We start from the raw sequence: 24,029 nt of genomic DNA on the forward strand, positions 1-24,029 counted from the left end.
TCTCAGTCTGCTCCCCCGAGTTTTGAGATAATGACGCCTAAGATAATCACAGCGAGCGATACAAAAATCCGCCAATCTAAGGGCTCGTTTAGGAGCCACACTCCTAAGATGACGGAACAGACGGGGACAAAATAGTTGATCCTTGCAATGGCGCTGGGCCCTGCCATGTCGATGACCCAAAGATAGATCACGGTCGCGGCCCCCGTGGAGCCCAAACCTAATGCGATAATACAGAATAGCGCAGTTGCATTGGGAACCGTCGGGGGGCCTGAATGGGCATAGGCCCAGACCACCGATATGAGGGCGCCCATAAAGAGCATCATTGTGGCGGCGACGGGCGAAGGTGTCTCAGGCGCGCGGCTCGCAATTACAGTTGTTAAGGCGTAGCAGGTTGCCCCCATCAGGATAAGGAGCTGCGCCTGCCAATCCTTCACCAGAGTCAAGGAGAGTTCCGTCGGTAGAAACAGGATAATAATACCGCCAAATCCCATGACAAAGCCCAAAAGCTTCCAAGCCGTGAGTTTTTCATCGGTGAAGAAATGCGCCAGAATAATCGTGATCAATGGCATCGCGCCAACGATGATCGCGCTTAACCCGCTGTCGACGGATTTCATGCCGATTGCGATTAAAACGAAGGGTAGGCTCGCACCCGTAAGTCCCAAGACTGAATACCAAACCCACCGCTTATCTCGCAGGGGCGGCAGGCGGTGACCCGCGATTACAGCATAGACTAGAACAAGCCCGGCCCCAAAGGACATGCGGAAGGCCACGAGCCAATCTGGCGACACTGTACGCACAGCAACGTCCACCATCGTAAAAGCGCTGCCCCAAACGAGCACCAGAAAAGCCGAAACTCCGAGGAGTTGGATTTTACTCAAGCCAAGGCGCGGGCGTGTAAGGGAAGGGCGAGTCGTCATGGCCCCCCGTGACAGTCTCGCCCCCGAAAAACAACGATCATTTATGCACGGTGTTTGCGTTTTCGCAGCAGTCCGTAAATTAGGAATTCAAAACCTGCCAATAGAGTAAAATAGGTCATGCCCATTGCCATGGCGGCATGGGGTGCATCGGTAAAATCACCCGATGAACTCGCAATATTTTTGAAGTCGATGGTTTGTAAATATGCAGGGGTTAGGCCGAACTTCGGCAATACGTCAGAGGCCGCGGAAAACCCAATGATGCAGATCATGAAGAGAAACACCGAGATGATCGATACGCCCAAAGCTTTGAGCTTGGCGTCTTCAGTTGGGTTTGAAAAAATGAAGCGCATGCGCATCAAAATGACGCCGCAGTATAAAAACATGATCGCGTTTCCGGGGAGGGTCGCGTTCAGTGCTAATGCAAATAGACCGTAAAATGGAACAAAAACAAAAAGGGCAATCCGTCTGGGAAAGACGGACATGAAGACGCCAGAATGCCCCAAGACAAATTCGAAAATTACCATCATGGTCAGGGTCGCTATCCGCGCCCCATCATCAGGTCCAGGGTTCGTCCACAACAGAAAATACTGAATTATCAGCGCCCCATACAGGGCGATGCCAAGCCATTCACTCAACCGCCAAAGGCCAGAAGTCGAAGCTGGTTTGCCAGACTCCGCTGTGAGTTTTGTCTTTATTGGAGCGTTCGTCTCCGGCACTTTAATTTAGGCCTTGAAAGGGTCCCGCATCAAAATGACATCTTCGCGCTCTGGTGAGGTAGAGACCATGCTGACTGGGCAGCCGATAAGCTCCTCAAGGCGACGCACATATTTGACAGCTTCGGCAGGCAAATCGGCCCAGCTGCGCGCACCGCGAGTGCTGCCATCCCAACCTTCCATGCTCTCATAAATCGGTTCGACAGAGGCTTGATTGGCCGCGCCGGCGGGCAGGCGTTTGATGATCTTATCATTCAGGCGATAGCCCGTACAAATTTTGAGTTCTTTCAGCCCGTCCAACACATCGAGCTTGGTCAGCGCGATACCTGTGATCCCGCCTGTGATGATGGCTTGGCGAACCATCACCGCATCAAACCAACCACAGCGCCGTTGACGACCTGTCACTGTGCCAAATTCATGGCCACGTTCACCCAAGCGTTGACCAATTGCGTCAAATAACTCTGTCGGGAAAGGGCCTTCGCCAACGCGCGTCGTATAGGCTTTCGTGATCCCAAGAACATAGTTGAGCGCGCCCGGTCCAATGCCCGTTCCCGCTGCGGCTTGTCCCGCAATCGTGTTTGAACTTGTGACGAAGGGATAGGTGCCGTGGTCAATGTCTAGCATCGTGCCTTGGGCGCCTTCGAATAAAATACGCTTCTCAGCTTTCGAGGCTTCATTTAACACGTGCCACACAGGCGCCATGAACGGTAGGATGTGCGGCGCGACGTCCAAAAGCTTTTGGGTGAGCTCATTTGCGTCTGACTCAGGCTGACCAAGACCGCGGCGTAGCGCATTATGATGATGCAGCAGGTTTTCGACGCGAGCTTGCAAATGTTCGGCGTCTGCGAGATCGCAAACACGGATCGCCCGTCGCGCGACTTTGTCTTCATAGGCCGGGCCAATGCCGCGTTTTGTTGTGCCGATTTTTACACCATCGACGCGGTTTTCGCGGATGCCGTCGAGTTCGGAATGAATTGGGAGGATAAGAGCCGCAGATTCTGAAATTTTCAAACTCTCGGCGTCGATGGTTATGCCTTGGGCTTTGATGCGTTTGACTTCATCCAAGAAGGCCCAGGGGTCGAGAACAACGCCGTTCCCTATGACGGAGAGTTTGCCGCCGCGGACGATGCCTGAAGGTAGAAGCGAGAGCTTATAAGTCGTGCCATCAACAACCAGTGTGTGACCCGCATTATGCCCACCTTGGAAACGCGCGACAACATCGGCGCGGCTGGACAGCCAATCGACGATCTTACCTTTACCTTCATCTCCCCATTGGGAGCCGACAACGACAACATTGGCCATGATGAACCTCGTAAAACGAAAAAACGCGACAGAGCTTGAAGCTCGCCGCGCCTTGATACTGGAAAGGATGACTTCATTGAGGCTCTAACCGAGTCGCAACCCCAAGGCCAGACAGGTTCAGGCTTATCCCCTAAAAATGTCGCGCGAGTCGGAAACCAAATGTGTCGAGGCCTTCATTTGGGCGTCCTGAGACTAAGATATTGCCGTGTGACAGGTGTTCAGCGAATATATGACCCGACCATTCTTCAGACCAACGATAGCCCAGAGCGATTTGTTCGCGGAACAAGACGCGGCTGCCTAGGTCGATTTCGGAATTCTGGCGCTGACGAAAGACCGCCAAATCTGAAGCAAATTGCGCGCGTTGTGCATCTGTGAAGCTGGCTTCAACGGTTGCATCATCAATCACGCTTTGAACGATAGGGGAGGCTTTGACTTCTATCGTGCCGTCATGGACGACGAGGCCGAGTGAGACATCAAAATAGAAATTTTTCGCGAAGGTCTGACGCCAAAGCAATCCAGCCCCGCCGTGGCTCGTCTCGCCTTCAAGGTTTAATGCGCCGCCGATATAAGGTTGCGGGGATAGCGCCCATTTCAAAAACTCTGGTTCTTCGAAGAGGATTTCACCGTTAATCGCGGTCGAGCGTTCTTTATCGGCACCGCTGCCCAGACCCGTCCAATCAATATCGTGGATATTTGCGCCCAGACGCACTTCGCTGACTTGGGCCTGCGCCGTTGAACTTAAAGCCGCAATTGCCGCCGCGAGAATGAAACGTTTGAACATCGGTTTGCCCCCAAAGACTATGAGAGCGTTTTAGGGTGAGGAAATGCGAAAGCAAGACCTCACCCTAAATTCAGTTACATCTCGACAACGTCGACAATTTTGACCTGATCAATGGCTCGGATTTCCTCGGCCAAGTTGGCGGGGACCGGTCCATCGACGCTGACGAGACAAACGGCTTCTTCGTCTTTCTTCATCCGCCCGAGAGAGAAGGTCGCAATGTTGACTTTGTTGCGTCCTAAGACACCGCCGAGTTCTCCGATGAAGCCGGGCTTGTCGGCATTGCGCACATAGATCATGTTTGGAGAGAATGCCGCGTCCATCGGGACGCCGAACAAACGAACGATCCGTGGCTCACCGCGATAGATTGTACCCACGACGACAAACTTCCGCTTTGCGGTTTCAACGGCCAAGCGAATGAGGCTTTCGGCCCGCTCGGCTTCGTCGACATAGCTTTCTTTGATCTCAATGCCGCGCTCTTTTGCCAACACAGGTGCGGACACCATATTGACGTCTGGCATGGCCGCTTTGAGCAATCCCGCCAAGGCCGCAGCCGTGATTGGATTGGTATTCAGGTCAGTCACGGCACCCTTATAGGTGAACTCAACGGCTTTAATGGGATCGTGAATAAGCTGACCCGTCATACGGCCCATTTTATCGGCCAAATCGACGAAAGGTTTTAGGCGAGGCGCTTCTTCTGCCGAAATTGACGGCGTGTTCAACGCATTGGAAACCGCACCTGTCAGCAGGTAATCAGCCATTTGCTCGGCAACTTGCACGGCGACATTTTCTTGAGCTTCCAAAGTGGACGCGCCCAAATGTGGAGTCGCGATGAAGTTTGGCGTTCCAAAGAGTGGGTGCGCCTTTGCAGGCTCGACTGCGAAAACGTCGAGCGCGGCAGCGCGGACATGGCCTGCATCCAGAGCGTCCTTCAACGCTTCTTCATCGACCAATCCGCCGCGTGCGCAATTGACGATGATGACCCCTTTTTTCGTCATGCCAAGGCGTTCGCGTGACACGATACCTTTTGTACCTTCGACAAGAGGGGTGTGAAGTGTAATCGCATCCGCGCGTTGGAATAGCGCATCAAGCTCGACCTTCTCAACGCCGAGTTTAACGGCGCGTTCCTTCGTTAGATAGGGATCAAAGGCGATGACTTTCATCTTAAGGCCAAGGGCGCGCTCAGCGACCAGTGCGCCGATATTGCCGCAGCCAATGATGCCAAGCGTTTTGTTAAACAGCTCAACACCTTTGAAATCAGACTTTGGCCATTCGCCATTTTGCGTGCGTGCGGAAGCGGCCGGGATTTGACGCGCAGCCGAGAACAACATCGCAATCGCGTGTTCTGCGGTTGTGATGGCGTTCCCAAAGGGCGTGTTCATCACAACAACGCCGCGATCTGTGGCGGATTTGATGTCGACGTTGTCGACACCAATCCCGGCGCGGCCGATGACTTTCAGGTTTTTGGCTGCTGCGATGATTTCTGCGTCTGGTCGCGTTGTCGAACGCACGGCGAGACCATCGTAATCTGGGATGATGTTGATTAGTTCTTCTTTTGAAAGACCTGTGATGACATCTACATCGACGCCGCGCTGTCTGAAGACCTGCGTGGCGGCAGCGGACATTTTATCGGCGATTAGGACTTTAGGCATGATCTATGCCTCCTTGTTAAATTTGGCGATTTGGGTTTCAAACGCCCAATCTAACCATGGCAGAACAGCTTGGACGTCAGAAAGCGGCGTCAGGCCAGATACCCAAAGGCGGAAGCCCGGAGGGGCTGTACGGTAAGCGCCGAAATCTAGCGCAACATTTTCGTCAGACAGAAGTGTGACGATTGATTTGGCGAAGGCCGCTTGGTCATCATCCGACATTGCCGCGACACGTGGGTCGACAATTTTCAAGCAGACGCCCGTGTTGGAGCGTTGTGCGTCGACTTCACAGAGGTTGGCAATCCAGTCGCGTTGGGCGACCCAGTCCCAAATGGCTTGAGCATTTGCGTCGGCGCGGTCATGCATGCCTTGAAGACCGTTATTCGCTTTTGCCCAGTTAAGTGCATCAAGATGATCTTCCGCACACAATAGGGATGGCGTGTTGATTGTCGCGCCTGTGAAGATGCCCTCGATCAACTTGCCACCCTTGGTGAGGCGGAAAATTTTTGGAAGCGGCCACGGTGGGTTATAGCTTTCGAGGCGTTCGACGGCTTTCGGCGACAGAATGATCATGCCGTGCGCAGCTTCGCCACCCATAACTTTCTGCCAAGAGTAGGTCACAACGTCTAGTTTTTCCCATGGCAATTCTTGCGCATAGACGGCTGATGTCGCGTCACAGATTGTGACACCTTCGCGGTCATTCGGAATGAAGTCGTAATCAGCCACTTTAACGCCGGATGTCGTACCATTGGCGGTAAAGACGAGATCTTGCGATCCATCATAGGCCGAGAAATCTGGCAGCTTGCCGTAATCGGCGGTTAGCAGTGTGAGGTCTTTTAGGGGGAGTTGCTTTTCCGCATCGACAACCCAGGCTTGGCCAAAGTTTTCCCAAGCGGCGACGATAACGGGGCGTTCGCCGAGCATTGTCCACATCGCCATTTCAACGGCGCCTGTGTCGGAGGCAGGTACAATGCCAATGCGGTAGTCGTCGGGAACTTGAAGAACTTCGCGGGTGAGGTCGATGACCTCTTTCAATTTCGCTTTGCCGAGCGCCGAGCGGTGAGAGCGGCCAAGGGCGGCGTCAGACAACGCATCAAGAGTCCAGCCTGGGCGCTTGCGTGTTGGTCCAGCAGAAAAACGAGGGTCTTGCGGCTTCACAGCCGGCTTCACTGCTTTCGCAGCGCTAGGGGTGGCGATCGCCATAATCATGTCTCCGCATCAGCGTTTTTGTACTGATATCAAAGTGCGCCTCAGTGGGGAGGCGGGGCCCGCGATGCCGATAGTGCGAAGTGGCGGCCTTTGTCAAGTCTGTCCGATGCAAGAACGCTTGATAGTTAATGGAAGTAAAATATGCCTTGTTTGTTTGTTAACTTGCGAAAATTAGTGGGGCTCACGGCTGTTTATCTCCGAATTTTCACTTAAACTTCCGTAATCAATACTATAGCGAGACAGTGTGACTTATCTTAAAAAATCTCCCCTTTCCGCACTTTCGATCGCTTCTGCGCTGCTTTTGTCAGCTTGTGGCGGCGGAGGTGGCGGTGGGAGCGTAAATCCACCTGTGGTCCCACCCGCAGCCGACACAACAGCCCCAGCGGTTGCCTTTAGCGTTTCAACTCTGACGGTGGAGTCGACGCAGACCGGAAGCTCCACTTTGACAGCGACCGATGCGGTTGGCGTTACGACAGGGCCAACGGTTTCATGTACCAATGGCGGCAGCTTCAATATCTCGACAAATATATTCACGGCGGCGGCGGTCACGACGGACACCACCAGTGTCTGTACAGCGACGGCAAGTGATGCCGCTGGCAACACCGGAACGGCGACATTGACCGTCACGATGACAGCGCCCGTCGACACAACCCCGCCCACCGTTGAGTTCAGTCCGACAACACTGACCGTCGAGTCAGAAATGACAGAGACATCTATCCTCACGGCAACTGATGCATTTGGTGTGACTAGCGGACCGACAGTGACCTGTACAAATGGCGGTAGCTTTGATGTCGGGAGCAATATCTTTACGGCCGCAGCCGTAACAACGACCACGACAAGCGTGTGTACAGCAACCGCAAGCGACGCGGCAGGTAATACAGGGACGGGAACATTGACCGTCACCATGACACCGCCTCCCGCACCAGATAATACGGCCCCTGTTGTTACGTTCAGCCCGGTCACACTGACCGTTGAGTCCGACATGACGGGCACATCTACTCTCACAGCCTCTGATAATGTCGGCGTAACAACGGGCCCAACAGTGACCTGCACTAATGGCGGCAGTTTCGACGTGCCGACAAATGTGTTTACCGCAGCAACGGTGACCGTCGACACAACAAGTGTTTGTACGGCAACGGCAGGTGATGCGGCGGGCAACACAGGGACAGCGACCTTAACGGTAACGATGAAACCCGCCGCGGCCCCGCCTGCGACGGTTAGCATCGCACTGACGGGCAAACTCACTTATGATCGCGTCCCGTTGAATACAGCGACCAATGGTTTGAATTATGGAGCCACTTTCCAGCAACCTATTCGACAGGCCCCAGTTGAACTCGTGGATGCTGCGGGCACAGTTTTGCAATCCACCGTGTCGGACGATAATGGCGACTATAGCTTTACAGTAGATTCGGGCTTGGACGTTCGCGTTCGCGTGAAATCTGAAGTTCAGAAAACAGGCGCCAATTTGATCGATCTTCAAGTTGTCGATAACACGTCTGGCAACGCGGTCTACGCGCTGCAAGGCGCCGTGATCGAGACGCCACGTACAGATCAAACACGGGACCTGAACGCAGGTTCTGGGTGGGGTGGAACGAGCTACACTGGAACGCGCGCCGCGGCACCTTTTGCGCTCTTGGATACGGTTTTCGCTGCAATTGAAGACTTCATCGTGGTCGACTCAGACGTGGATTTCCCAGCCTTTGATGTCATGTGGAGCACGCGGAACCGATCCGAGAGCGGCAATGTCGCCGACGGACAGATCGGAACCTCATCCTTCACGGTTTCCAATGGCGTCCCAGTCATTCGAATTTTGGGCGATGATGGCGTCGACACGGATGAGTATGATGTTCACGTGGTCGTGCATGAATTCGGTCATTATTTTGAAAACTCCCTGAGCCGCTCCGATTCAATCGGTGGCTCTCATAGCTCTAATGATCGTCTTGATGCTCGCGTTGCCTTTGGCGAGGGTTTCGGCAACGCGTTATCTGGCATGATCTTGGATGACTCCTTTTACCGCGATAGCTTTGGGACAAGCCAATCTCGCGGCTTCAGCATCAATGTCGAGAGCAACACATTTGCTTCGGCAGGTTGGTATTCTGAAGGGTCAGTGCAATCGATCCTCTATGATTTGTATGACTCAGTTGATGATGGTGCCGATAGCGCCAGTTACGGTCTGGCACCCATCTACGGGGCTTTCACAGATCCTGATTACAAGGACACGCAAGCCTTCACATCCATCTTCGCTTTCCTAGAAGCCCTCGAAAACCAACCCAATGTTGTCGCTGCTGATGTAACGGCGCTTCTTGCGGCTCAGTCTATTTCTGGCTCAGGTGGGTTCGGTGTAGGTGAGACTAATAATGGCGGCCTTTCTGACGCGCTGCCTGTTTACTTGAATTTGCCAACCGATGACACGGAAGTGGGTTTCTGCTCCGTCGACAATTTCGGTACCTATAATAAGCACGGCAATCGTCGCTATTTCGAGTTCACGACCCCCGCCGCTGGTCGGTATCGGTTTAGTTTGGCCCGCGACACAGGTGCGACAACCAGCGATCCCGATTTCTTGGTTTACAAAGATGGTGTCCTTATTGCGCGAGGCGAGTCGGGAACCACGAATGTTGAAAACCAACTCCTCAACCTGACAGCAGGCCAACATGTGTTGGAGGCTTATTCGTTTGAGAATGTCGGGGCAGGTCAAACTCCTGCCGATGTTTGTTACACATTGAAAATGGAGGCACAGTAAATCATGTCCTACCTAAAGAAATCCGTCGCGATCGCCGTCCTAGGGAGCCTCGTGGCTTGCACAGCTGCGTCACAGCCCGATGTTGTCGCCGAGACAAAATCAAAAGTCACGACACCTATGACAACTGTGAAGCCGGGTGCCGATATCTCCATCAATTCTATCCTGCCTAAGGCTATGGTTGTCGGTGATTTCCAGACCGTTCGTCTTGAGTTTACAGAAGGATATGTCGACGGGACCATGTCCGTCCAGATCGAACCCAGTGAAGGTCTTCGCCTCTTCGGTGGCTCTACGACAAAATCTTTCGACATGACACAAGCAGTCAAACATAGCTGGGACGTTGATGTCGCCGCCGATACCGATGGCGTCTATTTCCTGAAAGTTTTTGCTATGGCCGATAATATGCCGCGCAGTTTTTCCGTGCGTCTCGATATTGGCACCGTGACCCAGAAAATGTTCGACGATGCCATGCCGGCCGACGGCGAATTGACCGATGGCGGGAAAGTCCGAGCCTTGGACGCGACTGAAACGATTAAATAAACCAACGGCGAAAAATTCACGCCTCACAAAGGCGTCACTATTCATAGCCTCTCAGACCGATTAGTCTGGGAGGCTAATTTGTATGGAGAGACCTGATGAGCGAGCAAACACTATCCGAATGGACCCCGCCTAAGATTTGGAAAAACAAGGAATCTGGCGGGAAGTTCGCAAATATCAATCGTCCAACGGCGGGTTCTACACATGAAAAAGAACTGCCCGTCGGCCAGCATGATTTGCAGCTTTATTCGCTTGGGACCCCTAATGGTGTCAAAGTTACGGTAATGTTGGAAGAGCTCCTCGAGTTGGGTGTTACAGAGGCTGAATATGACGCCTGGTTGATCAATATTGGCGACGGCGATCAGTTTGGATCGGGCTTTGTTGATGTAAATCCAAATTCTAAAATCCCCGCGCTCATGGACCATTCCGGCGGCGGCACGCAGCGCGTTTTTGAATCAGGCGCGATCCTGATGTATCTGGCTGAAAAATTCGGTCACTTCCTTCCCGAAAGTGGTGCTGCGCGTGCGGAATGTCTGTCTTGGCTATTTTGGCAGGTCGGCAGCGCGCCCTATTTGGGCGGTGGCTTTGGTCATTTTTATGCCTATGCGCCGATGAAGATCGAATATTGTATCGATCGTTTTTCCATGGAAACGAAACGCCAATTGGACGTCTTAGATCAACGTCTCGCGATCAGTGAGTTTATCGCGGGTGAAGACCTCACGGTCGCCGACTTTGCGATTTATCCGTGGTACGGGGCGATGGCGCGCGGACTTCTCTATGAAGGCGGCGAGTTTCTGCAGGTTGAAAGCTACAAACACTTGCAACGCTGGACCCAGCAATTGGCAGCAAGACCAGCATTCCAACGTGGGCAGCTGGTCAACCGCTATTGGGGGGACAAGGGTTTGAAAGAGCGTCACGCGGCTTCGGATTTTGACGGGTTGATTTAATAACCTTCGTCAAAAGGTATTCATTAAAGGTTTAGCTGTAAGCGTTCCCTATTATTCTGGGGGAACGCGCCGGGGTGCAGCACGGGGCTGTAGGGCCGTTTCCTCCAAATTTGGAGGCTATCTTGAAAATTTTGATTTCCGTATTGGGCAGTGCCGCTCTCTTAGCTGGCTGTAGTTCGGCCCCTAGTTATTCGCCGTCCTGTGGATCACAATGTGGCGCGCAATACCAACCGCAGAGCCAGCCACAATACGCCAATGCAGCACGAAGCCAGTCCAAATTTGCTGTGGGCTTAGGCGCGGGCACAACAGGGGCAACGCTCGAAGCCAAATTTGCGCCGAACAATAACTTAGCCCTGCGCGGCAGCTATAATTTTTTAGAATTTGGTGCCGATCAAGATTATGATGGTATCGATTATGAAGGCGATTTGAGCCTGAACACATTTGGCGGCTTTGTCGATGTGGCGCCATTTGGAAACGGATTTGTGTTGTCTGGCGGGGCCTATATCGGAGACAAGACTTTAGATCTTTTCGCTACGCCTTCCAATAATGTCGAAATTGGTGGTCAGACCTTTACCCCCGCAGAAGTCGGGTCCCTCAACGGGCAGGCAGAGCTTAAGAATTTTGCGCCTTACGCGGGCATTGGTTATGATAGCTTCATCGCGGGGTCCAGCGACTGGTCCTTCAACGCACGCGCGGGTGTGATGTTTACGGGTTCTCCAAAAGTCGACCTCGTCTCGGTCGATGGATTGCTCTCGGATGACGCGACCCTCCGCGCCGAGTTGGATACAGAAATCGCATCCATCGAAGAAGAAGCCGAAGATTATAAATATTATCCAGTGCTCAGCGTCGGTATCGCGCGCCGCTTCTAAACAAGGCATAACGATTTACGAATTAAGACCCAGCTCAGATATCTGAGCTGGGTTTTTTATTAGGCCCTACGCGATCAGCGCGGCCACCACACGACGTTTGCCCGTATAGGGCCGCCGTCCATGCATAACCCGATAATTATCAAGCAGGGCGACATCTCCGACTTGCCAATTTAAATCAAAACTCAGCTCATCTGCGATCTCGATCGCCTTGCCCAAGGCTGCGACATCTAAAGGTTCACCGTTACCGAGGGTTACGGATTTCGACGGATCATTACGTGCGTCTTTCCAGCCTCTGAATGCCGCGATGAGCTGATTGAAAAAACTCTCGCTTCCGTCTGGCAGGGTTCTAATCGCGGGCAGGGCGGGGCTCGTTACGCGCAGCGTATCATCCGAATTCCAGACATACGCATACCCGAGCTTATCCAAACGAGTTTCGGCCTCCGCTCTGGTCTCGCAGCTGAGCGTGGAGCGCCAACTGCGGCCTTGTCCCGAGTTCGGGTCGTCTTCCCCAGGCATGGTATTGCTGTAGCGTACGCCGTGTTCCCGAAGGGCAGCGACGAGATCGGGCGTTTCGGCCTTCAATCGGTCAAAGACAATATCTGAGCGGCAAATGGGGGTCGAACCGCCAGTTTCAGGCGCGATCATACAAGAAAAGAACAGCTTGCTGGGGAAAAGCGGCGTCTGCGCCATTTCATGATGCAGGAAGATTGATACCTCTGGCGGGGCTTCATTCGCCGTGAAGATACGCGGTGTCAGGTTGACCCGCACGGCATTGGATAGGCTCTCGCCATAGGTGAAGCCTGCTTCGCCATATGCTTCAACCGCAGCGTCAACATCTTCGGGCGTCGAGATATCAAACCCGCGGAATAGAACGGTTCCCGAAATCGCCAGCGCGTTATCGACACTGGTTTTATTGGCTTCTAGCCATGTCGGAAGATGCCCTTGGCCCGATATGACATGCGGAAATTCGGTGCCATTATGAATTTGTATCACGTGAAATCTCCATTCTCATCTAACGACACCGGTAGGCCCGTTTCGATAGATCGGTGTGCCGCCGCGCCTATTTTGACAGACCATAGCCCGTCCTGCGCGCTTAACGTCGGCCCACGTCCGCTGACCAAGGCATCGTGAAAATCTCTTAGCTGAAAATAGGTCGCGCCGTGGTGGTCGCCGGCGGCCAGAACGTCCTTTGGTGTTTCAATTTTTTCCGACCATGGTTCGCCTCTGAGAGGGGACCAATCCACGATGGCTTCGGGGATAGAGACAGAAAGGCGGCCCTCGGTTCCCACGACATGAAGTCGTTCTTCCTGATGGGTCAGATTCGCAAACATGCAGAGCTCCAACATGGCGCGTGTACCGCTGGCGAAATCCAACACGACATAGGCATTGTCCAATATGTCAGGTGTGCGTCCGTCATAACGTTCGGTCAGGTGGTTCACATCCATGCCACCCGTCGCGTAAATCCGAATAGGATCGCTTTGCAGCGCGTAACGCATCAGGTCGAAAAAATGACAGCATTTTTCGACCAGCGTTCCACCCGTATTCTCTGAAAACCGATTCCAATCCCCGACCTTTGGCAAGAAGGGAAACCGGTGTTCGCGGAACGACAGCATTTTGACGGGACCCGTCAGACCGTGATGCAAGACGTCGATAAATTTCGCGATAGGCGGCATATAACGATATTCTAGTCCGATCCAAAATAAGTTGGGATAAGACTTCGCCAGCTGCGCCAAAAACCTCGCATCCTTAACCGTTGTCGCAAGAGGCTTTTCAACGAGGATTGCTGCGCCAAATTTAGCGATGTCTGTGACGACATCAATATGGGAGAAATTGGGGGAGGCGATGATGACCGCGTCGGGTTTCGCCTCGCGCATCATCTCCATATAATCAGAAAAAACGCGCACATCTTCGCCTGCGGCTTTGCCTGACCATTTGCGTGACCCAGCATCGGGATCAGCAAGGGCGATGAGTTTGGCTTCGGGCAGAAGGGCGAGGTTTGCGATATGTTCGCGACCCATCATGCCTGCGCCGATTATAGCGTAAGTACGCGTTTCCATTACGGCATGGACTGGCCGCGATAGGCTTCCACAATATCGTAAAATTCGCGACCTGTAAGATTGATCTGCGCAGCATAACCTGACTCGGTGATGCGTTGGGGCGTTTGTGTGCCAATGATCGGCACGACATCTGCGCCATGCGCCCGTGTAAAGGCGAGGGCGGCAACAGATCGGGATATGCCATAGCGCAGCGCGATTTCATCAAGGGCGGCTTGAACGGCTCCGTCTTTCGTCGGCAGGCGACCTCCACCTAGCGGAGACCAGGCCAAGACCGTCGCGCCAGTCTCCATGCCGTAATCCAAAGTGCCATCCGTGATGGCGTCTTGCTGTATCGCGGAAAATTCTGGCTGCAATGTCACGATTGGCGTGTCGAGATGGGATTGAAGTGCGCGCGTTTGTGCGACCGTGAAATTCGACACGCCGATATGACGAGCCTTACCGCTCTGAAAAATCTCATTCAGCGCGCGTGCAGTTTCACGCAGGGGCGTTGATAGGTCAGGGCGATGGATTTGGTAGAGGTCAACATAGTCCGTTTGTAGACGCGCAAGCGAGGCGTCCATTGCGGCCATGATATAACGATAGGAGCTGTCATAGGGGCGTACGGCATCAATCCCGCCCTTCGTTGTCAGGACCATCTGTTTGCGAAGGCTCGGTGCGGCGGCGAGGACTTCACCTAAGCGGACCTCGGCTTGACCAAACCCCTTGTCTTCGCGGTCTGGAAACTCGCTAAAGCCATAGATATCCGCAGTGTCGATCAGATTCATCCCCGCGTCGAGCGCCGTTCGAATGAGGCGATCGGCCGTTGCAACATCGCGCTGGGCGAAACGCCAGCAACCATAGGCAATTTTTCCGATAGAAATATCGGTTTGTCCCAGTTTCAGTCCGGATGTCATTTGAGCTGTCCTTAACCTTCGAATTCTTTTGCATCGGCGAAAGCCAGTTGGAAAGCAGGCCGCGATTTCATCCGCCCCATATACGCCTTGAAGTCGGGGTGATTACACAATCCATAAGCCCGCGCCCAATTGAGGTTCTGCCCTGTCAAACAGTCAACCGCCGTAAAGCTATCACCGCAAATGAACTCGCCTTGGTCAAGACGCGCCAGAAGCTGAGGTGCGATTTCATTTTCGATTTTATCGCGGTTGAACTGCGCATATTCTTGATTGCGCGCTGTCTTGGGCAGGATGTCTTCATGCAGACGAATATTCCAAAGCATTTGGTCCATCCAAGATCCACCCAAGGCCATCATCTGAAGATATATCGCGCGGGCGCGGTGATCTTCGGGGCGGGGCGCAAAGCGAAAATCTAAATCGGCTAACCACGTTAAGATGGCTGTGGATTCGGTAATTGTCTGGCTGGTCCCATCATCATAGTCCACATCCAAGACGGGCACGCCATGACTAGGGTTTTTGGCCAGAAACTCTGGTGTATATTGTTCGCCTTTACGAAGCGCTACGCGGACCGTTTTGAAATCCTCACCGCGCATTTCATGCAACAACCATTTCACCCGCGCCGAGCGGGAGAGGGGATAATGATAAAGGGTCAGATTTGAAATATTTGTCATAGGCATTGATAAGCCGCAAAAATTAGGAATGCACGAAAAAGCTGCCTTACAACCTCGCGCTGCATTGTAATTCTCTAAAGCCTTTTATATGGCCTGCGTATGCAATCTTTCAGAACTTTTTTCTTTGCTTCTCTTTTCAGTCTAACGGCAGCATCAACGGCACTCGCACAAAATGTTAGGGATTATGTTGAGGTTCGACCTCCCGCTAAATGGGTCGAGGTGCAATCTTTGCCGACAACGGTTTTTCCGGCGTTAGAGGAGCTAGGAAGTCGAACGCGATTGCTGTCTTATCAACATCGGATCGGCGAAACCTATCGCGATCGTTACACGCGCTTAGTTTATGATTTGAATTCGGCAAGTGCGATTGAAGATCGGGGGACGTTCGATGTCAATTTCGATCCGACCTATCAATCTGTCATTTTGCACGAGGTTAAAATTATCCGCCCGGAAGGCGCGCGCAATGTGCTGGACCTAGACGAATTCGTTGTATTTCGGTCTGAAACGGATCGATCAAAAATGATGTATAATGGAGAGCTCACCATCAGCCTCGCGATCCCAGGTCTGCAAATTGGCGATCAATTAGATTATGCCTATACGGTCTCTGGCAAAAACCCGGCTCTTGGGTCAGGCTATGATGATTTTCAGACGCAATCATACTCTAATCCCGTCCACCGTCTCTTTTCTCAGACCCTTGTCGAAGAGGGTCTGCCCGTTTTCGTCCAAACACTTGATGGCGGGGAAATGCCAAGTGTCGAGAAGGATGGTGATACGACCAAAATTCGGTTTGTTCGCGATAATGTTGCGCCCTTTACAGTCGATGATGACCGCCCAAATTGGGTGTATGGGTGGCCACTTCATCGCGTATCCAGCTATAACAATTGGCGCGATGTGGGGAACCACTTTTCGCAATACTATAAGCGGGCCGAAACGCCTGCCGTCCGTGCCGTTGCGCAAAAAATCCGCGACGAAAACCCAGATAAGCCCGCCCAAGCGCGTGCCGCCCTCGATTATGTTCAGCGTTCCATCCGGTATGTGGCGCTTTCTATGGGCGAAGGCGGGTTCATCCCAAGGCAACCTGATCGTGTTTTAGATCGGCGATATGGCGACTGTAAGGATGTCACGTTATTGTTGCTCTCTTTGCTCGCAGAACTTGATATCGAAGCTGATCCGATGCTGGTGGATACGGATGAGTTGGGCGCGGTTTTTGACGTGAATCCATCCTTGCAAGCTTTTGATCATGTTGTTGTAAGGGCAGAGGTCAATGGCACATTTTACGTCATGGATGCGACGCGTAATCCGCAGTTGGGCGACCTTTATCATTTTGATCAAGGTAATTTCGGACGGGGCCTTATCCTGCGTGACGGTGATTCCGAAGTCGTTGATCTGAAATCAACGGGCTATACTTATAAGGTCGAAGCCGTTGATCACTTCGATCTCGTCGCGGCACCAGGCAGCGTTTTATTCACTAATGAATTGACGTATCGCGGCGATGAAGCGGACGACATGGTGGACTGGCAGGCCGCCGACGGATTGGAGTCCATTACAGAGTCTATCGCCAATTATATGCGAGACTTTTACCCAACGCTGACTGTCAAAAAGCCGACCGAGGTCGAGCTCGATAAGGAAAAGGGCGTTGCTGTCGTTCGTACAACATTTGATATCCCAAATGCATGGGACCCTGACCCCGATGACGGGCTACAATACTTCAGGGTTCGACCTTACGAAATTCGGTCAGATTTGCCCCAATTCAGTGGCGCGGCGCGAACAACTCCATTTGGAATCTCTTACCCAAAATCCACCCGTCAAATTTTGAAAATACAGGTCGATAAAGACTACACCTTCAGTGAAGGCGAGTATGAACATGTCAGTGACGCTTTTGCTTATAAGGAGTTAAATCGCTACGATACTGAGGCTTCGCTCTATACCGAGACTTATGTCTACCAAGCCAAGCGCGATCATATTCGCGTCGAGGACTTTAAGGCCGACATGGCCGCGATCAGCGATATTCGTGCCCGAATGGGAATTACGGTGCAAACGGGATTGGAAACGGATTCCGTTGCTGCCAAACCTGCGGGCGTGGGAAAGACCTTACCGATTTTGCTGATCTTAATGCTGACTGGACTTTTGGGCTGGCTTTTTGTCTTTCAAGGTAAGCGACAGCGCAAAAATAGCTAAAAGGTCACGTCCCTGTGTTTTGACCTTTCTCTCTCAAGAGGTAAGAGCGTCGCCTGAACGACGAGGTATTTTCATGGACGACAATTTTCAAAACGTAGACGCAACGAACGCCGATGTTCGGGATGATGTCCAAGATCGTTATGGCGCGGGGGCGCAGGCTGTCGAAGCGGCGCTTTGCTGTCCTGTTGATTACAATCCGCAATATCTCGAAATTATCCCACAAGATGTCTTGGACCGCGATTATGGCTGTGGTGACCCTTCGCGCTATGTACGCGAAGGCGAGGTGGTTTTGGACCTTGGTTCTGGCGGCGGTAAAATTTGCTTTATCGCGTCACAAATCGTTGGGCCCAAAGGCCGCGTCATTGGCGTGGATATGACCGATGAAATGCTGGCATTGGCCCGTGAGAATGCCCCGATTATTGCCGACCGCGTGGGCTATTCAAATGTTGAATTCCGTCGTGGCCATATTGAAGATTTAAAACTTGACCTAGATGCCTTGGATACATGGTTGGCGGCGAACCCCGTTGGGTCTGCCAAAGACATGGAGCGGATGGACGCTGAAATCCTGCGCCTGAAATCCGAAATGACGATGATCCCCGATAATTCGGTTGACGTGATTGTTTCGAATTGTGTTTTGAATCTCGTCTCTGATACTAAAAAGAAGCAGCTCTTCGCGGAAATGTTTCGCGTTTTGAAAGTCGGCGGTCGTGTCGCTGTCTCTGATATCATTTCTGATGAGGATAGCCCCGAAGCGTTAAAGCAAGACGCGCGTCTCTGGTCTGGCTGCATCTCTGGGGCCTTGACTGAGCTTGGATTTGTTACGGCGCTGGAAGAGGCGGACTTCCACGGGATTACGCTGGATAAATTTGAGGCCGAGCCTTGGCAGATCGTCGAAGGCATTGAATATCGCTCCGCAACATATCTCGCCTATAAGGGCAAGCAGGGTGAATGTTTGGAGAAGAACCAAGCCGTCATTTACAAAGGCCCCTGGCGTCAGGTGCAAGATGATGACGGCCATGTCTTTATGCGCGGCGAACGCTCAGCGGTCTGCGAGAAGACGTTCAAACTGATGCAGCGTGAACCCTATGCCGATATGTTTTTCTCTATCGAGCCGAGTGTTGCGATCACCGACCGCATCGAATGGCCAACTGAAGATTGCGGTGTCCGACGCCGTGATCCGCAAGAAACAAAGCAGGGTGCGCCAAAGCTGACGACGGACCCAAGCCAGAGCGCGTCCTGCTGCTAGGGCGGCCTTGAATAAAAATTGTCATGGGGCGGGATCAATTTGGCCGTCTCATGCGTAAGGATATCATGAACATGTTCCGCTCCAAACGTCTCGCTCTTCTTCTCGCCGCTGGGATTGGTGTCGCCGCCTGTGCGCCCGTCACAGTTCTGAACGGCATCACGCCATCGTCATCTTTCGATAAAACGAAGAATGTCGTCTTTGGCGATGGCGAACGCGACACGCTCGATATCTATCGCGCCGAAGATCCAAAAGCAGGCGCCCCTGTTTTGATGTTTGTTCACGGGGGATCGTGGGATAGCGGTTCGAAAGACATGTATAAATTTCTGGCGGAAGGGTTCACCCGCGAAGGCTATGACATCGTCTTGCCGAATTATCGCCTATATCCCGAAGCGACGTTCCCCAATTTTTTGGAAGATAACGCGGCGGCGGTAGCCTATACAGCGAAGGAATTTGCTGGGCGTCCTATCGTTTTGATGGGTCATTCCGCAGGCGCGTATAACGTGTTGATGTTGGGACTGCGTGACGAGTTCTTGGCGATGGAGGGCGTAGAATTATGCACCAGTGTCGCCGGTATCGTTAGCTTAGCCGCGCCAACTGGCATTGTACCATTGGAGAGCGAACGGCTTATCCAAATCTTCCCTGAGCGCTTTGAAGGTGAAGACGCGGCGCTGAACAATGTGTCTAATCCTATGCCACCCCTGTTCCTCGGTCATGGGGAAAGCGATACAACCGTTTATCCGGAAAACTCTAAAGCGCTGGCTGAGAAAGTTGTCGCCCGCGGCGGTCAAGCCACTGTTGAAGTTTATCCCGGGCAGAGCCACACAGATGTTGTTAAAGTGCTTTCACGTCATTTCGACGGTGGCACAACATTGAAGGCCGATATCGTGACTTTCATTGATGGCTTGCCCAAAAGTGGCAATTTTTGTCGCTAGACCAAGCCCGTTACGCGGGCAAACGTCCGACTGATTGTACCTACCTCGACGCTAGGGTTTTGGGGAAGGGCATATGGAAAAGATTCCGCACAGAGTTTGAAGGCTCCATTTGTCTTTGGTTCGGTTTGATCTGCACTTCTAAATCCCATCGACCAATTTGCAAACTCGCGCTTTGCGGCGACGCGCTGGATCAACACAATGACATTGCCTACACGTGGATCGGAGGCAATTTTTTTATAAAGTGACAGTACTGCGCTGCGTTCTCCCTCCAAAACTTGGAGAACAGACCCGTCTTTGTAGAGAAGAATCCCAGTGATTCCGCGCGTCTTGTTACGTCGGCGAGAAGAATTTGCAATTTCCTCTAGCTCTTCGCTGGAGACGTCTCGGGACAACCCGCAAGTATAGATGAGTTGAAAAACCACGTGTGGGCACCCTAAATTTTTTCGGCCCCACGCCGAGTGAAGGTTTCGTGTATCTGTTAAAAGTAAATTCGAGGTTACGGCGTTGTAAAAATGCGCAATTTCTCCAGTTTTTATTCCGAAGATATCGGTTAAGGCTAAAGTCCAGTAAATGAATTGCGATAGTGGCACGGGGGTGTCATACCCGTAGGAGATGTAACTGGATCTAGAGGGCTGAGCTAGAGTGCGGCTTAGCCTAGCGAGATGGCTTCAAGAAAGGCCGAATGAACCGAATGTCTAACTCACCCGGATTTTTCGCGCTTGCGGCTCTCGCTGGATATTCCATCGTCATCTGCATTTCATGCCTGACAATTGTCTCTGGATTTTTCGGGGTTTTGATTCAATTTCCCGAGGTTTTAAAACACTTCCTCGGACTTATCGCGATAACGAGTATCATCGTCTGCGGTATATTTCTTTGGTTGCGCAAATGTGACGCGCGTGGGCGCTTGGGTCGCGGTATGGAGACACCGCGTAACTGACCGCCACAGCTTGCCTAAATACCGACAGTCTGTCACAACCGACTCAGCCGAGGGGCACTTTGATGATGTGGCCTATACCATTTCATTGAGTTGAGACGCACCCTTTGAACTTGATCCCGGACTTTGCTTGCAAGGAATGGGCGGAAGGACGGTGATCACGGCAACGCCCGCGATCCGTCCGCATGACTGAAGGACGGATATGAAACAGTTTCTCACTTTGATGGTCGTCGCACTATTTGGGCTTTCGGCCTGCGCAGCGCCCAAGACTGACATGCCTGTCGCAGAAGCTTCGGCGGACCTAGGTATTGACGGTGTTTACCTTGTGCGTCACGCCGAGAAAACGACGAGTAAAGACGATCCCGCCCTGACCGAAGCCGGAGAGGCTCGCGCTGAGGTCCTTGCTGATTTGCTTGCGGATAAGCAGCTTACCCATGTCCACAGCAGCGATACCAAACGCACGCGCGATACCGCCGCACCCTTGGCAGAGCGCCTCGGCCTAGACGTTGAGCTCTACGACCCGAGTGATCTGCCAGCCATGGCGGCAAAGTTGAAAGCCACACCGGGGCGTCATTTGGTTGTTGGTCACAGCAACACGACACCGCAACTGACCGAATTGCTCGGCGGAGACGGCGGCACGGAGATTGTCGAAGCCACCGAATATGACCGCCTCTATTGGGTCACGACATCGCCAGATGAACCTGTTGTGTCCTACATGACGCGATTTGGCACGCTTTACGTTGCGGATGAGAAGTGAGTTTGGAGAAAACATACTCGATCCAAAGCTCGGACCTTAGTATTAAGGCTGAAGGCCCTTGGAAATCGGCTCAACAAATGGTGGAGTTGTTTACAGCTTACGATTGGGACAGCGAATTGGCTCTGAAGTCGAGACTTGAAGAGCAAGAAGCGGGTGAAATTTGTCCGCCAGGTTTGATTTTAGTACGACGAGCTGGGACTTTTTTGCATTTGTGTCCTAATTTGGACGGAACAATCACAATTTTTTGCACACAAAATTTGCCAAGAAAGCTACTCGGAATTTTCAAAGTTACGTGGGACAAACTGGTTACGAAAGAAAACGCCAGTCATGCTCTCGCGCTCCACTCAATCCCCAAATTTATGGCCGATGATGAAATTTGGCTTCAAACGAATATCAGAGAGAGTTAAATCATGAACAAGCCCGTCAACCAAGCTGAATTCCAAACCCCTGTTGTGACAACAGGCCCGCTGCCTGCGTCGACCAAGGTCTATACGCATCCTGCGGCGGACCCCACGCTGTCGGTCCCGCATCGCTCTATCGCCTTGCATCCGTCTGCGAATGAGCCTGACGTGAAAGTCTATGACACCTCGGGGCCATATTCTGATGCGTCTGTCACGATTGACGTCGAAAAAGGCCTGCCGCGTCCACGGACTGATTGGATTGTCGAGCGCGGCGGCGTTGAGTTCTACGAAGGCCGCGACGTGAAGCCCGAAGACAATGGCGGCGCAACAGGCCGTTTCCTCGCCCGCGAATTCCCTGTCAGAAACACACCCTTGCGCGGCGTTGGGGATGCACCTGTCACGCAGTATGAATTCGCGAAACTTGGCATCATCACCAAAGAGATGATCTATGTCGCCGAGCGTGAAAACTTGGGCCGTCAACAAGCCGTCGAAGGTGCGCAAGACCGCGTAGACGGCGGCGAGAGTTTCGGCGCAGACATCCCAGCCTTCGTCACACCAGAATTCGTCCGCAGCGAGATCGCGCGCGGCCGCGCAGTCATCCCATGTAACATCAACCATGGCGAGCTGGAGCCGCAAATCATTGGCCGTAACTTCCTTGTCAAAATCAACGCCAATATCGGCAACTCCGCTGTGGCGTCTTCTGTGGAGGAAGAAGTCGAGAAGATGGTCTGGGCCACACGTTGGGGCGCGGATAATGTCATGGACCTGTCCACGGGCCGAAACATTCACAACACGCGCGAATGGATTTTGCGCAACGCGCCATGCCCAATTGGGACTGTGCCGATCTATCAGGCGCTGGAAAAGGTCAACGGCGTCGCCGAAGACCTGACGTGGGAAATTTACCGCGATACGTTGATCGAGCAATGCGAGCAGGGTGTGGATTATTTCACCATTCATGCGGGCGTGCGTCTGGCCTATATCCATCTGACGGCGAACCGCGTTTGCGGGATTGTCTCGCGCGGTGGCTCGATCATGGCGAAATGGATGCTGGCCCGTCACGAGGAAAGCTTCCTCTATACGAAATTCCCAGAAATCTGCGACATCATGCGCCGCTATGACGTGACGTTCAGCCTCGGTGATGGCTTGCGTCCCGGCGCAGTTGCCGACGCCAATGACCGCGCACAATTTGCGGAACTCGAAACACTCGGCGAGCTGACCAAAGTCGCGTGGGAAAAAGGCTGCCAAGTCATGATCGAAGGCCCGGGTCACGTCCCGATGCATAAGATCAAAGTGAACATGGATAAGCAGCTCAAGGAATGTCACGAAGCGCCATTCTACACGCTTGGACCGCTCACCACAGATATCGCACCGGGCTATGACCATATTACTTCGGGAATTGGCGCGGCGATGATCGGCTGGTTCGGCACGTCCATGCTGTGCTACGTCACGCCGAAAGAGCATTTGGGTCTGCCCGACCGCGATGACGTCAAAGTCGGCGTGATTACCTATAAGCTCGCCGCCCATGCTGCCGACCTCGCTAAGGGGCATCCTGCGGCGCAGCTGCGTGATGATGCACTGTCTCGTGCGCGTTTCGAATTCCGCTGGGAAGATCAGTTTAACTTGTCGCTCGACCCTGAAACGGCCCGCGATTACCATGACCAAACCTTGCCGAAAGATGCGCATAAAACCGCGCATTTCTGCTCGATGTGTGGACCAAAATTCTGCTCCATGGAAATCACCCGCGAAGTCCGTGAATATGCGGCAAACCTCAGTGACAATGAGAAAGCCACGCTCTACCCCGCCGAAGCGGAAAAAGGCATGGATGAGATGTCCGAGAAGTTTAAGGAACTGGGCGGAAAACTCTATCTAGAGACGGAGTAAACCCACTGCGGGCGTGTTTACCTTGCCACGCCCGCGTTTCGGCCGCATGAAAGCTGTATAACGAAAGGACGAAACTATGCCTTATACGACTTTTTTGAAGCTGACGCTCTGTGCCGGGGCCATGCTTATCCTCGCGGGATGTGCCACGCCCGCGACGACCACAACCGCCGCTGCGGCCAACACAACGGCGGTTGCCACGACGCCAAATGGCGCGGAACCCATGTTCACCGTCAACTACGTCAAAGCTGCCGATGCAGAGGCAGACCAAATCTGCAAAGAGCAAGAGATCGTTGGCTCCCGTTTCACGCGCACCCTGTGCGGGACCGCCGAACAATGGGAAGATGTCGCCACCGAGAACCGCAAACAGTTCAGAGACATCCACCGCAGATCGTCACAACAAACCCGCCCGAATTAGGGGGGGGGGCTT

The 24,029-nt window shown here is 53.0% G+C and carries 22 protein-coding genes; 11 read left to right on the forward strand and 11 right to left on the reverse strand.

Features of this window, described 5'->3' with window-relative positions; translation table 11 throughout:
• Nucleotides 1–2: 2 nt before the first annotated feature.
• From IE073_RS00990 to IE073_RS01015, 6 genes are all read right to left on the reverse strand, one after another.
• A complete protein-coding gene (locus tag IE073_RS00990; RefSeq protein WP_189580102.1) occupies nt 3–917 on the reverse strand; it encodes a DMT family transporter in 915 nt (304 codons plus the stop codon).
• A gap of 41 nt (nt 918–958) precedes the next feature.
• The gene (locus tag IE073_RS00995) at nt 959–1,444 is read right to left on the reverse strand and encodes a hypothetical protein (protein ID WP_189580105.1); all 486 of its coding nucleotides are present in this window, start codon (nt 1,442–1,444) and stop codon (nt 959–961) included.
• Between the two features lie 195 nt (nt 1,445–1,639).
• Nucleotides 1,640–2,932 carry an adenylosuccinate synthase gene (locus IE073_RS01000; RefSeq protein WP_189580108.1) on the reverse strand — a complete coding sequence of 431 codons (1,293 nt, stop codon included), beginning with the start codon at nt 2,930–2,932 and terminating at the stop codon, nt 1,640–1,642.
• A gap of 130 nt (nt 2,933–3,062) precedes the next feature.
• Complete coding sequence (locus IE073_RS01005; RefSeq protein ID WP_189580111.1) at nt 3,063–3,713, reverse strand: acyloxyacyl hydrolase; 651 nt, start codon at nt 3,711–3,713, stop codon at nt 3,063–3,065.
• Nucleotides 3,714–3,787: 74 nt separating this feature from the next.
• Entirely contained in the window at nt 3,788–5,362 is a 1,575-nt protein-coding gene (gene serA / locus IE073_RS01010; RefSeq protein ID WP_189580115.1) for a phosphoglycerate dehydrogenase, read from the reverse strand.
• 3 nt (nt 5,363–5,365) lie between these two features.
• Complete coding sequence (locus IE073_RS01015; protein ID WP_189580118.1) at nt 5,366–6,562, reverse strand: phosphoserine transaminase; 1,197 nt, start codon at nt 6,560–6,562, stop codon at nt 5,366–5,368.
• Nucleotides 6,563–6,812: 250 nt separating this feature from the next.
• On the opposite strand from IE073_RS01015, the gene IE073_RS01020 reads away from it, so the two are divergent.
• The 4 genes from IE073_RS01020 (at nt 6,813) to IE073_RS01035 (ending at nt 11,658) form a co-directional block, all read left to right on the forward strand.
• On the forward strand, nt 6,813–9,308 hold the full coding sequence (locus tag IE073_RS01020; RefSeq protein WP_189580121.1) for a hypothetical protein: 2,496 nt from the start codon (nt 6,813–6,815) through the stop codon (nt 9,306–9,308).
• A gap of 3 nt (nt 9,309–9,311) precedes the next feature.
• The gene (locus IE073_RS01025) at nt 9,312–9,845 is read left to right on the forward strand and encodes a hypothetical protein (protein WP_189580124.1); all 534 of its coding nucleotides are present in this window, start codon (nt 9,312–9,314) and stop codon (nt 9,843–9,845) included.
• A gap of 95 nt (nt 9,846–9,940) precedes the next feature.
• Nucleotides 9,941–10,789, forward strand: coding sequence for a glutathione-dependent disulfide-bond oxidoreductase (gene yghU / locus IE073_RS01030; protein ID WP_189580127.1), 849 nt, complete (start codon nt 9,941–9,943; stop codon nt 10,787–10,789).
• Nucleotides 10,790–10,911: 122 nt separating this feature from the next.
• A complete protein-coding gene (locus IE073_RS01035) occupies nt 10,912–11,658 on the forward strand; it encodes a hypothetical protein (RefSeq protein ID WP_189580130.1) in 747 nt (248 codons plus the stop codon).
• Between the two features lie 66 nt (nt 11,659–11,724).
• On the opposite strand, the gene IE073_RS01040 is transcribed toward IE073_RS01035, so the two are convergent.
• Genes IE073_RS01040 through IE073_RS01055 form a run of 4 tightly spaced genes read right to left on the reverse strand, consistent with a single transcriptional unit; the run spans nt 11,725 to nt 15,276 of the window.
• Nucleotides 11,725–12,651 (reverse strand): TauD/TfdA family dioxygenase, encoded by a 927-nt coding sequence (locus tag IE073_RS01040; RefSeq protein WP_233349700.1) that lies wholly within the window; start codon nt 12,649–12,651, stop codon nt 11,725–11,727.
• The gene (locus IE073_RS01045) at nt 12,648–13,715 is read right to left on the reverse strand and encodes a Gfo/Idh/MocA family protein (RefSeq protein ID WP_189580133.1); all 1,068 of its coding nucleotides are present in this window, start codon (nt 13,713–13,715) and stop codon (nt 12,648–12,650) included. Before IE073_RS01045 ends, IE073_RS01040 begins: the two co-directional genes overlap by 4 nt.
• Nucleotides 13,715–14,608, reverse strand: coding sequence for an aldo/keto reductase (locus tag IE073_RS01050; RefSeq protein ID WP_189580136.1), 894 nt, complete (start codon nt 14,606–14,608; stop codon nt 13,715–13,717). Before IE073_RS01050 ends, IE073_RS01045 begins: the two co-directional genes overlap by 1 nt.
• 11 nt (nt 14,609–14,619) lie before the next feature.
• A complete protein-coding gene (locus tag IE073_RS01055; protein WP_233349702.1) occupies nt 14,620–15,276 on the reverse strand; it encodes a glutathione S-transferase family protein in 657 nt (218 codons plus the stop codon).
• A 99-nt stretch (nt 15,277–15,375) separates the two neighbouring features.
• Here IE073_RS01055 and IE073_RS01060 point away from each other — a divergent pair, with 99 nt between their 5' ends.
• From IE073_RS01060 to IE073_RS01070, 3 genes are all read left to right on the forward strand, one after another.
• Nucleotides 15,376–17,451: a DUF3857 domain-containing protein gene (locus IE073_RS01060; protein WP_189580144.1), complete on the forward strand. Its 2,076-nt coding sequence runs from the start codon at nt 15,376–15,378 to the stop codon at nt 17,449–17,451.
• Between the two features lie 73 nt (nt 17,452–17,524).
• The gene (locus IE073_RS01065; protein ID WP_189580147.1) at nt 17,525–18,697 is read left to right on the forward strand and encodes a DUF8838 domain-containing protein; all 1,173 of its coding nucleotides are present in this window, start codon (nt 17,525–17,527) and stop codon (nt 18,695–18,697) included.
• A 50-nt stretch (nt 18,698–18,747) separates the two neighbouring features.
• Complete coding sequence (locus IE073_RS01070) at nt 18,748–19,629, forward strand: alpha/beta hydrolase (protein ID WP_189580150.1); 882 nt, start codon at nt 18,748–18,750, stop codon at nt 19,627–19,629.
• Here the strand turns inward: IE073_RS01070 and IE073_RS01075 are convergent.
• Nucleotides 19,626–20,051 carry a BLUF domain-containing protein gene (locus tag IE073_RS01075; RefSeq protein WP_189580153.1) on the reverse strand — a complete coding sequence of 142 codons (426 nt, stop codon included), beginning with the start codon at nt 20,049–20,051 and terminating at the stop codon, nt 19,626–19,628. The genes IE073_RS01070 and IE073_RS01075 overlap by 4 nt on opposite strands.
• A 269-nt stretch (nt 20,052–20,320) precedes the next feature.
• On the opposite strand from IE073_RS01075, the gene IE073_RS01080 reads away from it, so the two are divergent.
• From IE073_RS01080 to IE073_RS01095, 4 genes are all read left to right on the forward strand, one after another.
• Entirely contained in the window at nt 20,321–20,566 is a 246-nt protein-coding gene (locus tag IE073_RS01080) for a hypothetical protein (protein ID WP_189580156.1), read from the forward strand.
• Nucleotides 20,567–20,765: 199 nt separating this feature from the next.
• Nucleotides 20,766–21,320, forward strand: a complete 555-nt coding sequence (locus IE073_RS01085; RefSeq protein WP_189580159.1) for a SixA phosphatase family protein — start codon at nt 20,766–20,768, stop codon at nt 21,318–21,320.
• 410 nt (nt 21,321–21,730) lie between these two features.
• On the forward strand, nt 21,731–23,602 hold the full coding sequence (gene thiC / locus IE073_RS01090; RefSeq protein ID WP_189580162.1) for a phosphomethylpyrimidine synthase ThiC: 1,872 nt from the start codon (nt 21,731–21,733) through the stop codon (nt 23,600–23,602).
• Between the two features lie 76 nt (nt 23,603–23,678).
• The gene (locus IE073_RS01095; protein WP_189580166.1) at nt 23,679–24,017 is read left to right on the forward strand and encodes a hypothetical protein; all 339 of its coding nucleotides are present in this window, start codon (nt 23,679–23,681) and stop codon (nt 24,015–24,017) included.
• Nucleotides 24,018–24,029: the final 12 nt, after the last annotated feature.

It is taken from the genome of Litorimonas cladophorae, from assembly GCF_014652455.1.
GTDB classification, from domain to species: Bacteria; Pseudomonadota; Alphaproteobacteria; order Caulobacterales; family Maricaulaceae; genus Litorimonas; species Litorimonas cladophorae.